The 12,254-nt window shown below is 64.5% G+C and carries 12 protein-coding genes; 9 read left to right on the forward strand and 3 right to left on the reverse strand.

Annotated elements, in window-relative coordinates:
• Positions 1–8: 8 nt before the first annotated feature.
• On the reverse strand, positions 9–1,739 hold the full coding sequence (locus IG122_RS16090) for an adenylate/guanylate cyclase domain-containing protein (protein WP_193185595.1): 1,731 nt from the start codon (positions 1,737–1,739) through the stop codon (positions 9–11).
• A gap of 150 nt (positions 1,740–1,889) precedes the next feature.
• On the opposite strand from IG122_RS16090, the gene IG122_RS16095 reads away from it, so the two are divergent.
• Genes IG122_RS16095 through IG122_RS16110 form a run of 4 tightly spaced genes read left to right on the forward strand, consistent with a single transcriptional unit; the run spans position 1,890 to position 6,379 of the window.
• Complete coding sequence (locus IG122_RS16095) at positions 1,890–2,615, forward strand: ABC transporter ATP-binding protein (RefSeq protein WP_193185598.1); 726 nt, start codon at positions 1,890–1,892, stop codon at positions 2,613–2,615.
• Complete coding sequence (locus tag IG122_RS16100) at positions 2,608–3,342, forward strand: ABC transporter permease subunit (protein ID WP_193185602.1); 735 nt, start codon at positions 2,608–2,610, stop codon at positions 3,340–3,342. Before IG122_RS16095 ends, IG122_RS16100 begins: the two co-directional genes overlap by 8 nt.
• Position 3,343: 1 nt before the next feature.
• Positions 3,344–5,299, forward strand: a complete 1,956-nt coding sequence (locus IG122_RS16105) for a Gldg family protein (RefSeq protein WP_193185606.1) — start codon at positions 3,344–3,346, stop codon at positions 5,297–5,299.
• Positions 5,300–5,311: 12 nt separating this feature from the next.
• The gene (locus tag IG122_RS16110; RefSeq protein ID WP_193185609.1) at positions 5,312–6,379 is read left to right on the forward strand and encodes a DUF4340 domain-containing protein; all 1,068 of its coding nucleotides are present in this window, start codon (positions 5,312–5,314) and stop codon (positions 6,377–6,379) included.
• A 36-nt stretch (positions 6,380–6,415) separates the two neighbouring features.
• Here IG122_RS16110 and IG122_RS16115 read toward each other — a convergent pair whose 3' ends face one another.
• On the reverse strand, positions 6,416–7,216 hold the full coding sequence (locus tag IG122_RS16115; protein WP_193185612.1) for a delta-class carbonic anhydrase: 801 nt from the start codon (positions 7,214–7,216) through the stop codon (positions 6,416–6,418).
• Positions 7,217–7,370: 154 nt separating this feature from the next.
• Positions 7,371–8,399 carry a trans-3-hydroxy-L-proline dehydratase gene (locus IG122_RS16120; RefSeq protein WP_193185615.1) on the reverse strand — a complete coding sequence of 343 codons (1,029 nt, stop codon included), beginning with the start codon at positions 8,397–8,399 and terminating at the stop codon, positions 7,371–7,373.
• A 133-nt stretch (positions 8,400–8,532) separates the two neighbouring features.
• Between IG122_RS16120 and greB the strand changes: the two genes are divergently transcribed.
• From greB to IG122_RS16145, 5 genes are all read left to right on the forward strand, one after another.
• On the forward strand, positions 8,533–9,087 hold the full coding sequence (gene greB / locus IG122_RS16125) for a transcription elongation factor GreB (RefSeq protein ID WP_193185618.1): 555 nt from the start codon (positions 8,533–8,535) through the stop codon (positions 9,085–9,087).
• 28 nt (positions 9,088–9,115) lie between these two features.
• On the forward strand, positions 9,116–10,096 hold the full coding sequence (locus IG122_RS16130; protein WP_193185621.1) for an amidoligase family protein: 981 nt from the start codon (positions 9,116–9,118) through the stop codon (positions 10,094–10,096).
• Positions 10,093–10,776 carry a gamma-glutamyl-gamma-aminobutyrate hydrolase family protein gene (locus IG122_RS16135; protein WP_193185625.1) on the forward strand — a complete coding sequence of 228 codons (684 nt, stop codon included), beginning with the start codon at positions 10,093–10,095 and terminating at the stop codon, positions 10,774–10,776. The genes IG122_RS16130 and IG122_RS16135 overlap by 4 nt, the downstream gene beginning before the upstream one ends.
• Positions 10,777–10,897: 121 nt before the next feature.
• On the forward strand, positions 10,898–11,278 hold the full coding sequence (locus tag IG122_RS16140) for a carboxymuconolactone decarboxylase family protein (protein ID WP_193185629.1): 381 nt from the start codon (positions 10,898–10,900) through the stop codon (positions 11,276–11,278).
• Between the two features lie 3 nt (positions 11,279–11,281).
• Positions 11,282–12,199 carry an NAD(P)-dependent oxidoreductase gene (locus IG122_RS16145; protein ID WP_193185632.1) on the forward strand — a complete coding sequence of 306 codons (918 nt, stop codon included), beginning with the start codon at positions 11,282–11,284 and terminating at the stop codon, positions 12,197–12,199.
• The last annotated feature ends 55 nt before the right edge of the window (positions 12,200–12,254 follow it).

The following is a 12,254-nucleotide window of genomic DNA, read 5'->3' on the forward strand; positions in this document are numbered from 1 at the left end:
GTGACTGTTTATCCGGCGTTCATCTGCGGACGCGCGGGGGGAAGCCTCGAGGCGTCGGCGATGAGGCGGACCGCGACGCTTTGTTCGCGCCCGCGTGCGGATATCTCCGCGGTTTCTCCAAGCTCCAGAACGAGGCCGGACGCTTCGATCACCGCTTCGGAGAGGATCAGTTGCACGCCGTGCTCCTTGGTCAGCGCTTCGAGCCGGCTCGCGGTGTTCACCGTGTCGCCGACGGCGGTGAGGCCGCGGGTCGTCCGGTAGCCGAGCTCGCCGACGATCGCCGGCCCTCCGTGCAGGCCGATGCCTATGCGGAGCGGTTCGTCGAGATCCGCCGCGAGGCTCTCGTTCAGGCGTTTCAGGTTCTCCGCCATTCCGCGGGCGGCGGCGATGGCGTTGCGCGCGCCGGTCTCGAGGCCTCGATCGATGCCGAACAGCGCCATGATGCCGTCGCCGATGAATTTGTCGATGCGCCCGCCCGCCTCCTCGATCGCATGACCCATTTCGGAAAAGTAACGGTTCAGGATGAAGACCGTGTCGTAAGGCAGCCGTTGTTCCGAAAGCCTGGTGAAACCCCTGATATCGGCGAACAGCACCACGATGTCGCGTTCCTGCCCGGCGAGATAATCCGGCCGGGCGCCGGTATCCTCGACGCTGGCCTGGGCTGGCGGCAGCAGCGGCGTGACCTCCATATCCACTTCCGGAAAGGTCTGGCAGGCGAGCCGGACATTATCCGGGGCGCCGACCCGCCTCAGAACGCGCTGCTCCAGTTCGCTGGGTGGGGGCAGGGCATCCAGCCCGATGCCGATGCGCACCCGGCAGGTCGAGCAGCGTCCGCGTCCGCCGCAAACGGAGGCATGCGGGATCCCGGCTGCCCGGCTTGTCTCCAGAATGCTTGCACCGGCCCGGTGGCCGACTGTCTGACCCGTGTGATAGGTCAGCGTCACGTCCGGCTCGCGCTTCCGGCTCAAATGCAGCCTGACGGCGCGTGCGGCGAAGGCGAAGAGCACGAGGCCGTAATAGCCGTATTCGACGCGTTCCACGAGCCGCACGATGTCCCGTGCCCGCTCGCCGCGCGGAAGCTCGAACGAGGCGACTGCCTGCGAGAGCCACGCCCCGTCCTCCGCGAGCCTCAGCACTTCCATCCCGGATGCGACGAAGCCGGAAAGCGAAAGGGTCGGAACGATCACCGCGAGGGTGAGCCAGAGCGGCAGCAGGCGCCGGTATCCGGGACGGTAGCGGAGCCAGAGATGCAGACCGATGCAGCCGTGGATCCAGGCCGCGAGCAGGAGCACCGTCTGGTTTAGGGCGTAATGCGGAACGAATTTCCAGACCAGGAGCTGGACATAGAGATAGGAGGGATCTGCGTCGAAAAACTCGTCGAGGATCCGGGTTCCGGTGGCATGCGCGATCAGGAAGACCGGGATCAGCAGGCCAAGCGCAAGCTGTGTGACTTCGGCCCGGTTCATGTCCCTGAGCGAGTTGCGCCGGTAGACGGCGTAAAGCGCACCCAGGAAATGAACCGTGAAGGCGCCGTAGAGCGCGAACGTCGTCACTGGATGGTGCCAGAAAATGACGAACCATCGCCCGACGATCGCCAGCGCGTCCGTCGAAAGGATACCGAAGCTGTGATTCAGCAGATGGTGGGTGACATAGGTGAAGAGAATCAGGCCGGAGACCGTGTGAGCCCGGCGGACAAGCCGGTCACTCTGGCCGCGCGGTCGGGAAGATTCTTCGCTCAAGCGTGTCGCTCCGGATATCCGCGTCGGCCCAAAAGAATATTAGATAGGTACAATGCGGGGAAACCCAATTCTTTGATTCTTCCCGAATTTCAGGTACATCGCAGGGGTTGGGGAAAACGCCGCCGAAGATAGGGACCAAGTTCGCACGAGATGAGCGCGTTACTATCGATCCAGAAGTTGACCAAGCGCTTCGGGCCGATCACGGCCGTCGACGGCCTCGAGTTCGAGGTCGGACGCGGCGAGGTGCTCGGCTTTCTCGGCCCGAACGGGGCCGGCAAATCGACCACGATGAAAATGATCTCCGGCTTTCTCGCGCCGAGCGCGGGGACGGCCGTAGTTGCCGGGCACGACGTCCGCACGGCGCCGCAAGCGGTGAAGGCGGCGATCGGCTATCTGCCCGAAGGCGCGCCGGCCTATCCGGACATGACCCCGCTCTCCTTCCTGTCCTTCGTTGCCCGCATTCGCGGACTGGCGGACGGGGAGGTGAAGGAGGCTGTCGAGCGGGTGATCGAGCAGACCCGGCTGACGCAGGTCGTGATGCAGCCGATCGAGACACTTTCGAAGGGTTACAAGCGCCGCGTCGGGCTGGCCCAGGCGCTGGTCCACGATCCCGAAGTGCTGATCCTCGACGAGCCGACCGACGGGCTCGACCCCAACCAGAAGCACGAAGTCCGCAACCTGATCATGAGCATGGCTTCGGAGAAATGCATCGTCGTCTCGACCCATATCCTGGAGGAAGTCGACGCGGTGTGCAGCCGGGCGATGATCATCGCCCGCGGCCGTGTGCTCGCCGACGGCACGCCGGAAGAGCTGAAGGCCCGCTCGGGCGCCGCAAGTCTCGACGATTTCTTCCGCGAGGTGACCGGCCATGCGTAACATCGGCCTGATCTTCCGGCGCGAGTTCGGCGCCTATTTCGCGACACCGCTCGCCTATATCTTCATCGTGATCTTCCTCGTCATGGCCGGCACGCTGACTTTCTTCGTCGGCGGTTTTCTCGCCCGCGATCAGGCGGATCTTCGGCCCTTCTTCGGCTTCCATCCCTGGCTCTATCTCTTCCTCGTGCCGGCGCTTTCGATGCGACTCTGGGCCGAAGACCGGCGGCTCGGGACGATCGAACTCTTCCTGACGCTGCCGATCACGATGTTCGAGGCGGTGGTGGGCAAGTTCCTCGCCGCCTGGGCCTTCACCGGGGTCGCGCTGGCGCTGACCTGCCCGTTCTGGATCAGCGTGAACTATCTCGGCAATCCGGATAACGGCGTGATCTTCGCCTCCTATATCGGCAGCTACCTTATGGCGGGCGCCTATCTCGCCATCGGTTCGCTGATCTCGGCGATGACCAAGAATCAGGTGATCGCCTTCGTCGTTACCGCAGCGGTCTGCTTCCTCTTCACCGTCGCGGGCTCGCCGATCCTGCTGAACTATTTCGAGAACTGGGCGCCGGGAGGACTGGTCGAGGCGATCGCCAATTTCGGTTTCCTGACCCATTTCGATGCGATCCAGCGCGGCGTGATCGACCTGCGCGACGTGATCTTCTTCGGCTCGGCGATCGTCATCGCGTTGATTGCCAATGCTTTCGTCATCGACTGGAAGAAGGCGGAATAGGATGCGCGCGCTCCAGACCCTCTTCACCCAGGGCCGCATCGCGGTCACGGCGCTTGCCCTGCTGCTGGTTCTGTTTCTCGGTCTCAACGTGCTGAGTTCCAGCCTGCTGACCTCGACCCGCCTCGACCTGACCGAGGAGGGCCTCTATTCCCTGTCCGACGCGACGGAGGATCTGATCGAGAAGATCGAGGAGCCGATCACGCTCAAGTTCTACTATTCGCAGGCACTTGGGCGGAACGTGCCGTTCTACGGCATCTATGCCGGCCGGGTGCGCGATCTCCTCGGCGAGTACGAGGCGCGCTCCGGAGGCAAGATCAAGGTCGAGATCTACGACCCGCAGCCCTTCACCGAGCTTGAGGACCGGGCGGTCGCCGACGGTCTGCAGCAGATCCCGCTGCAGGAAGGCGGCGAGCAGGTCTTTTTCGGCATCGCGGGGACCAATCTGACCGACGACCGGGAGGTGATCCCCTTCCTGCAGCCCGAGCGCGAGACCTTCCTCGAATACGACATTTCGCGGCTGATCTACGCGCTGTCCACCACCAGGCGGACCGTGGTCGGGATCGTCACCAGCCTGCCGATGGACGGCACGGTCCGGATGAACGCGATGGGGCAGCAGACCCCGATTCCGGCCTACATCATCGCCGACCAGATCGGTGCGACCTACGAGACCCGCTATCTCGACGCCGATCTCGAAAAGGTCCCGGAAGACGTCACGGTGCTGATGCTCGCGCATCCGGGCGAGCTCGGTCCGAAGGCGCAGTTCGCCATCGACCAGTTCATTCTCGGCGGCGGTAAGGCGCTGATCATGGTGGACCCCTATTCGGAGACGGAAGGCGGGCAGGCCCAGTTCTTCGGACGCAGCGCCCCAGACTCGAGCGATCTGCCGATCCTGTTCAAGCATTGGGGCGTCGAATACGACCCGACCAAGATCGCGGCCGATCGCCTGACGGCCCGCAAGGTGCAGCCGGGTCAGGGTCAGCGTCCCGTGGACTACGTCGCCTGGCTCGAACTGCGCGGCGGGAACATCGACCAGGGCTCGCCGATCACGACCAACGTCGACACCATCGCCGTTGCCAGCACGGGCCACATCGCGCTTGCGGACGGTGCTCCGGTGAAAATGACGCCGCTGGTTTCGACCTCGCTCGGTTCCATGGAACTGGATGCGGAGCAGGTGAAGGGAATGCGCACGCCGCAGACCCTGCTGCGGAACTATGTTCCCGGTCCGGACGCGTTCGTGCTCGCCGCCCGGCTGACGGCGGAGAAGATCACCACCGCCTTTCCGGACGGCCCCCCGGAGCTGAAGCCGGCGGAGGGCGAGCAGGCGCCGAGCGCGGAAGAGATCGCAGCCTACAAGGCGCAGTTCCCTACGGTCCTGACGGAATCAACCGCACCGCTCGACGTGATCGTGGTGGCGGACAGCGACATTCTGGCTGACCGTTTCTGGGTTCAGGTGCAGCAGTTCTTCGGCCGCCGGGTGCCGGTGCCGGTCTCCGGAAACGGGGATTTCGTGCTGAACGCGCTCGATGCCCTCTCCGGCAGTTCTTCGCTGCTCGGGCTCCGCGGGCGCGGCTCCACCGCCCGGCCGTTCGAGGTGCTGGACCGTATCCAGCGTGAGGCGGAGAAGGAATATGCGGCCCAGGAAGAGCGGCTGCAGAAGACTCTTGCCGAGACCGAGAAGCGATTCGACGAACTGCGCCGCGGGATGCCCGAGGGTGCGGCCGCCATCGTGTCCGACGAGGAGCGCGCCGAGATCGAAAGGTACCGTCAGGAGATCCTCCGGATCCGCGGCGAACTCCGGGCGGTGCAGCGCTCGGTGCGCGAGAACGTGGACCGGCTGGAGAGCGATCTCTGGTTCTATAACATCGCCCTTGTTCCGATCCTGGTCACGGTTCTGGCGCTGCTGCTCGCCCTCTGGAGGGTGATCAGCCGCCGCCGTATCCAGAGCCAGGCCGGTTAGGGAGGGGGATCGATGCTGAATCTGCGCACCCTTGGACGCCTTGCCGCCGTCACGGTCCTCGTCGTGCTTGCCGCCGTCGCCGCCGTTCTTGTCCGGCAGGACGCTACGGTCACCGTGCTCAAGGACACCCGGGCCTTTCCGGGTCTGGAGGACCACATTCCCGATATCGCCAGGATCGAGATGTCCTGGAGCCGGGACGGGGCGGTGGAACAGGTCACGGTCGCCCGCGACGACGGAACCTGGCGTATTCTGGAGCAGGGCGGCTATCCGGCCGATACGGGCCGGGTCCGCGATTTCGTCCTGTCGCTTGCGGAACTGAAGCTGGTCGAGGCCAAGACAGCCGATCCCGAGCGTTACGCGCGTCTTGGCGTTGCCGATGTGAACGATGCCGGGTCCGAGGCGACCCGGGTCCGGATGCTTGGCCGCGACGGAGACGTGCTGGCGGATGTGCTGGTCGGCACGGAGCGGGCCAGCGGAACGGGAGCGCCGATGGTCTATATCCGCCCGGCGGCCGAGGCGCGGTCCTGGCTCGCCCTTGGCAGGGTCGACGATGTGCAGCGGGCGGCGTCCTGGGCTGACAATGATGTGATCGATATCGGCGCCGACCGGATCCAGGAGATTCATCTGACCGGGCCGGATGGAAAGGTTCTCGAGGTGCGCCGCACCGGTGAGGGCGAGAAGCCGTTCGAGCTGATGAACATGCCGGAAGACCGGGAGTTCGCGACTTTCTACACCCTGAACGAAATCACCGACGGACTGGCGAAGCTGAATTTCGAGGAGGTCCGTTCGATGGGCGAGATCGCATTCGAGCCGTCGCTCGGGAACGCGATCTACCAGACACGAAGCGGGCTGACCGTCATCGTCGATTTTGCGGAGGCTCCGGGCAAGGACGGCACCATGCAGACCTGGACCCATTTCTCGATCAATGTCGCTCCGGATGCGACGGAGGAAGCGAAATCCTTCGCCGAGGCGCACAAGGAGCGACTGTCGCAATGGGCCTATAGGCTGTCCGCCAGCCGTATCGAGCGTCTGCGCCACACGCTGGAAACGGCGACCAAGCCCGCGGAGAAGAGCGGCTGACCCCCGGAACGGGAGGGTCAGTCGCGCTGTCTGGCTCTAGTCGATCTTCGACAGGAGTTCCGGCTTGGTGACGAGCTGCCGCACCCCGTGCGATGCGGTTTCCCTGAAGAACTTGTCATTCTTCGCCCAGCGGAAGATCGAATTGATATCGACCTTGGCGCAGTTCGGCCGGACGCTCCAGGTCACTTCAAGAGGTGAGCAGGTTTCCTGATTGTAGCTCGGACCTGTCGTCGAGCCCCTGAAGACGACCGGCGTTCCAGTATCGCCCGGGATCGCCTTCGCCTGATGCAGGCCGCCGACGGCTTTTCCGTGATAGTCGAAGCTGGTGAAATCGAGCGCGTTCGGGTCGTTCACGACGAGGAAGACCTGTGCTTCGACCCGAAGCTGGGGATTCTTGCAGTCTGCCGGCAGGCAGGAGCCGAGCCCGTGGGCCGGAACGGCGTCGCAGGTCGTGTGCACCCAGTGAACCTCGATCGTGTCTCCCGGTTTCACTTTCGCGAAGGAGGACGTGTCGCCCGTGGGAGCGGCGAGTTCGGCCGCCGTGAGGCTTGAGCTCTCGTTGCACTGGTAGCCGCCGTAGGTCCCGCTTCCCGCGAAGACCGTGTATCCGGGGCCCTTGTGCTCGGCGTTTGTGTGGGTGTGGATGTCGCAGAGATTCATCTTCGTCGCGGCGGGTGCCAGAGAGAAAGTGCGGGGGTTCGTTCCGTCGCGGAGCGTGATGTCGCGCGGAGTTTGCGGTCCGGCCTCGCTGCAAGGTGCTGCCGCCAGCGGGTTCCCGATCAGAATGACGGCTGCGAACAGGGCGGCCGCACCGAGATGTGCTGCTACGGTTTTCATTCTGTTTCCTATCCCTCTTGCTCGATGGTGCCGAAAGGCGCGATTGAAGCGTCTTCGGAGCATCTTTTATGACGCCGCACATATTATCATGTGACGGCAAGTCTCATCCCGGCACAGTTTTCTATTTTGCTTAGACTGAAACGCGATCCGTCCTCTAGCCCGACGGCCAGGTGTCGGCGACCCGGTAGCCCCGCGGCCATGGGTCGCCCGGGTCCAACAGGTACTGGTGGGTGCCGGTAATCCATGCGGTCCCGGTGATCGAGGGAATGATGGCGGGATTTCCGCCGAGTTCGCAGTCCTCTTCGATCCGTCCGGAAAACTCGGACTCGATGATCGAGCGGGCGATCAGCCGGTTGCCAACGCTCATGTGCCTGGTCGCCCTGAGCAGCGCCATGCGCGCGGAGATCGCCGTTCCTGTCGGCGAGCGGTCGATCTTGCCGGGCTCGATGGCGACGGCATGCCGGGTCCGGAGACCGTCTTCCGTTTCCTCCAGGGTTCCGGCGAAGAGACAGAAGGAGATGTGCTGCCAGTCCGGGTTCGTCGGATGGCTGAAGCCGATCTGTTCCGTGGCGGCACGGGTCAGCCTGGCGCCGAGTTCGGCGAGATCCCGTCCCTCGTCCGGCCGGATCGCGAAACCGAGTGCTTCCGCGTCGACGATCACGAAACTGTCGCCCCCGTAGGCCGTCGAGACGGTCAGGGTGCCGTGGCCTTCCACCTCAAGCGGCACGTCGATCTCGGCCGCGAAGGAGGGGTGATTGCGTACGGTGACGCTTTCCGCCTTTCCGTTCCGGCAGGCTGCTTCGACCGCGACCAGACCGCCCGGTGCCTCGAGGTGAAAGCGCGTGACCGGTTCCTGCATCGGAACGATCCCGGTCTCCAGCAGGACTGTGGAGACGCAGATCGAATTCGAGCCGGACATCGGCGGCGTGTGCACCGGTTCCATGATGATCCAGCCCATGACAGCGCGGGGATCCTTCGGCGGGACCAGCAGGTTCACGTGCCGGAACACGCCGCCGCGCGGCTCGTTCAGCATGAAGTCGCGCAGCTCGCCATTCTCCGCGATCCAGCGCGACTGGGCCCAAAGCGTTTCGCCCGGCGGCGGCGCGACGCCGCCGACGATCACGTCGCCGACCTCGCCGGCCGCGTGGCATCCGACGACATGGATCTGTTTCTTGCTTTGCATCGCGCCGGTCCGCTACCAGATGGAACTTCGGAACAATTAGCGCATGAGCCTATTGACCCTGGCAATCTGCCAGTGCCGAACAACGTTCATGGTCTGCTACACTGGACCACCAACGGAACAGAGCTGCCGGGATATGAGCAAGGCCTTCGTCAAGGAAAGCGATTCCGATTTCGAGGAGGAGGACGAGGTCCCCGATCCCTCCCCGAAAGGCGTGAAAAACTACATCACGCCGCGCGGCTTCAAGGCGCTGCAGGACGAACTGAAGCATCTGCGGCGCGACGAGCGACCGAAGGTGGTCGAGATCGTTTCGTGGGCGGCCGGCAACGGCGACCGCTCCGAGAACGGCGATTACATCTACGGCAAGAAGCGGCTGCGCGAGATCGACCGCCGCATGCGCTTCCTGCTGAAGCGGCTGGAGGCAGCGGAAATCGTCGATCCGACGCAGCAGCCGAACAAGGACAAAATCTTCTTCGGTGCGACCGTGACCTATGCCGACGAGGAGGATAACGAGCGCACGGTGCGGATCGTCGGGGTCGACGAGGCGGATCTGGAACGCGGCGAAGTCAGCTGGATCTCGCCGATCGCCCGCGCGCTGCTCAAGGCCGAAGTCGGCGACGTCGTCGAGGTGCGCACGCCGCGCGGGCCGCAGCAGGTCGAGGTGGTGGAGATCCTTTACGAGGACCGCTGACGGGCACAATTCCGGAAGGAAGCGAACGATGCAGCAGCCGAAGGCGCCGCCCCGGCGGGTCAACAGCGGCGGAGAGGAACGGCGGGTCGGCGTCGAACTGGAATTCGCCGGTTTGACCGTCGAGGAGACGACCCGTCACCTGCATGCCGAATTCGGCGGCACGGTCGAGCGGCTGGATGCGCATCGCAACATTCTGAGCCACCCCGACTGGGGCGAGGCGAAGATCGAGCTTGATATCCAGTACGTGCATCGCAAGGACGCGGAGGAGGAGGAAGGCGAGGCGGAGATGTTCGGCTTTCTCGACGTGCTCGACATTTCCGAGAAGGTGCGGGCGCGTCTCGGCGATGCGCTGACCGGCCTCGTCCCGGTCGAGATCGTCTTTCCTCCGATCCCCTGGTCCAAGCTCGGCGAACTCAACGCCGCCTTCGAGGTCTTGAGACGCCACGGCGCGCTCGGAACGCGCGAGAGTCCGCTCTATGCCTTCGGGCTGCATCTGAACGTCGAGGTCGCCACCGGCTCCGCCGCGGAGATTCTCGATACCCTCAGGGCCTACATGGTGATGGCCGACGGCCTCCATGAAGAAGTCGATGTCGATCTGACGCGCTGGGTCCTGCCCCATGCGGATCGCTTCCCGGACGAATATGCAAAGAAAATCTGCGCACTGGACTATCCGGCGGAACTTTCCCGCATGATTGACGATTATCTGGAGATGAATCCGACGCGAAACCGCGAACTCGACATGCTGCCGCTCTTCGCCCATCTCGATCCGGACCGGGTGAAGGCGCAGATTTCCGATGCGCTTGTGAAGCCCCGGCCGACCTATCATTACCGGCTTCCGAACGCCGATCTCGGCGATCCGGACTGGTCTGCGGTGACCGAATGGAACCGCTGGGTCGAGATCGAGGAACTGGCCGAGGACAAGGACCGTCTGTGCGATGCCGTGGCGGAGTTTCTCGGCCGTGACAGAAGTGTCGCCGCCCGTCTGCAACGCTTTCTCGGTCTCAAATGAGCTTTTCCGAGCGGCCTCTCATCGGCATTTCGACCTCGAAACATACCGGCAGGATCCCGCTCGCCTTTCACCATCTCGCGGTCTGGCGGGCCGGGGGGCGCGGTGTGCGGCTCGGCCCCGGGCGCCCACTGGATGTGGAGACGCTGGACGGTCTGATCATCGGCGGCGGCAGCGACCTGCATCCGACGCTCTATGGCGGCGAGGTGGCGCTCGAGGAGGGCATCGACCGGGAGCGTGACGACTTCGAACTCGACCTGATGGACCGCTTCAAGGACGGCCGGCGCCCGGTGCTCGGGATCTGCCGGGGCGCGCAGATCCTCAACGTCTATTTCGGCGGCACGCTGCACGAGGAGATTTCCGAGGCCTATCCCGGCACCCGGGCACGGCGCACACCGCTGCCGGTGAAACGGATCGAGATCGACGAGGGCACCAGGCTGCGCGAGATGCTCGGGGTCTCATGGTGCCGGGTGAACAGCATCCATCACCAGTCGGTCGACCGCGTGGGCGAGGGTCTCAGGGTATCCGCGCATGACCGCCGGGGCATGGTGCAGGGCATCGAGAGCGTGAACGGCCAGCTTTTCTTCGGCGTGCAGTGGCATCCGGAGTTCCTGGTCTTCAACCGCTCCCAGCAGCGTCTCTACCGTGCCCTCGTGCGGGCCGCGGCAGACCGTGAACGCTGATCCGGGTCGGCTTTTCGTTCCCGATCCCGTTCCGGGTCGTTCCGACCGACCGTATGGTCAGAGCGTCCGGCGCCCATTAGGGTCGTATACAATTTCCGAATGACAAGGGAGGAGGACCCCGATGGATCTGGAGCAGATGTTCGAACAGGGCATGGAGACCCGCAAGAAGGTGCTCGGCAAGGAGTATGTCGAGAACAGCTTCAACAATGCGGACGAGTTCTCGATGATCCTGCAGAAATTCGTCACCACGCATGCCTGGGGCGCCTGCTGGGGCCGCGAGGGCCTGGATCTGAAGACCCGCTCGATGCTGAACCTCGCCATGCTCTCCGCGATGGGCCGCGAGCATGAGCTGCGCCTGCATCTGGTCGGCGCGCTGAACAACGGCGTGACCAAGAACGAGATGGCGGAGATCTTCATCCAGGTCGCGACCTATGCCGGTTTCCCGGCTGCGGTGACGGCATTCAAGGTCGCCCGCGAAGTCTTCAAGGAACAGGGGGTCTGAGCCATGAGCGATGCCAAACCGGTGATCGGCTGGATCGGCCTCGGCATGATGGGCTGGCCGATGGCCCGCCACATGGTCCAGGCCGGCTACGATGTGCGCGTGTTTGATCTCAGACCCGAGATTTCCCAACGATTCGCGGGTGAAATCGGCGGCGAGGTGGCGCCGAGCCTGGAGGCGCTCGGCGCGGCCTCCGACATCGTCGTCACCATGGTGCCGGACGGCAAGGCCGCCCGCATGGCGCTGCTCGACGGGGCGGACAATGCCTCGAAGGGCATGAAGGCCGGCGCGGTCGCCATCGACATGAGCTCGTCGGAGCCGACCGGCACGGTGGAGCTCGGCGCCGCGCTGAAGGAAAAAGGCATCGCGCTCTGCGATGCGCCGGTCTCCGGCGGCACCTGGCGGGCCGAGGAAGGCTCGCTCGCGATCATGCTCGGTGGCGGAGACGCGGCGGCGCTCGATGCGGCGGAGGCGATCATGGGCCCGATGAGCCGGGTCGTGATCCGCACCGGCCCGCTCGGCTCCGGCCACGCAATGAAGTGCCTGAACAACTATCTCTCGGCGATCGCGCTCAGCGCCACCAACGAGGCGATCCTCGTCGGCGCCAAGTTTGGCCTCGATCCGAGCGTGATGATCGACGTCATCAACGTCTCGACCGGGCGCAGCAACAATACCGAGACCAAGTTCAAGCCCTCGGTGCTGACCCGCAAGTTCGACGCCGGCTTCGCCACCGCGCTGATGACCAAGGATGTCGGCATCGCCGCCGGCCTTGCGGAGGCGCAGGGCCAGGACATGCCGATCCTGAAGCTTCTGACCGGCATCTGGAAGGAGTTCAACGAGGCCCATCCGGGCAGCGACCATTCCGCCGCAATCCAGTACTGGGAAGAGCGAAACGGTGAGAAACTGAAGCCGACCGGGGGCTGATCTCCTTCGCCGCCCCGGTTCTGCCGTGAAAAGAGAGCAGGATCGGGGCGCCGGA

Origin of the sequence: Nisaea sediminum, assembly GCF_014904705.1 — a bacterium.
GTDB lineage: Bacteria > Pseudomonadota > Alphaproteobacteria > Thalassobaculales > Thalassobaculaceae > Nisaea > Nisaea sediminum.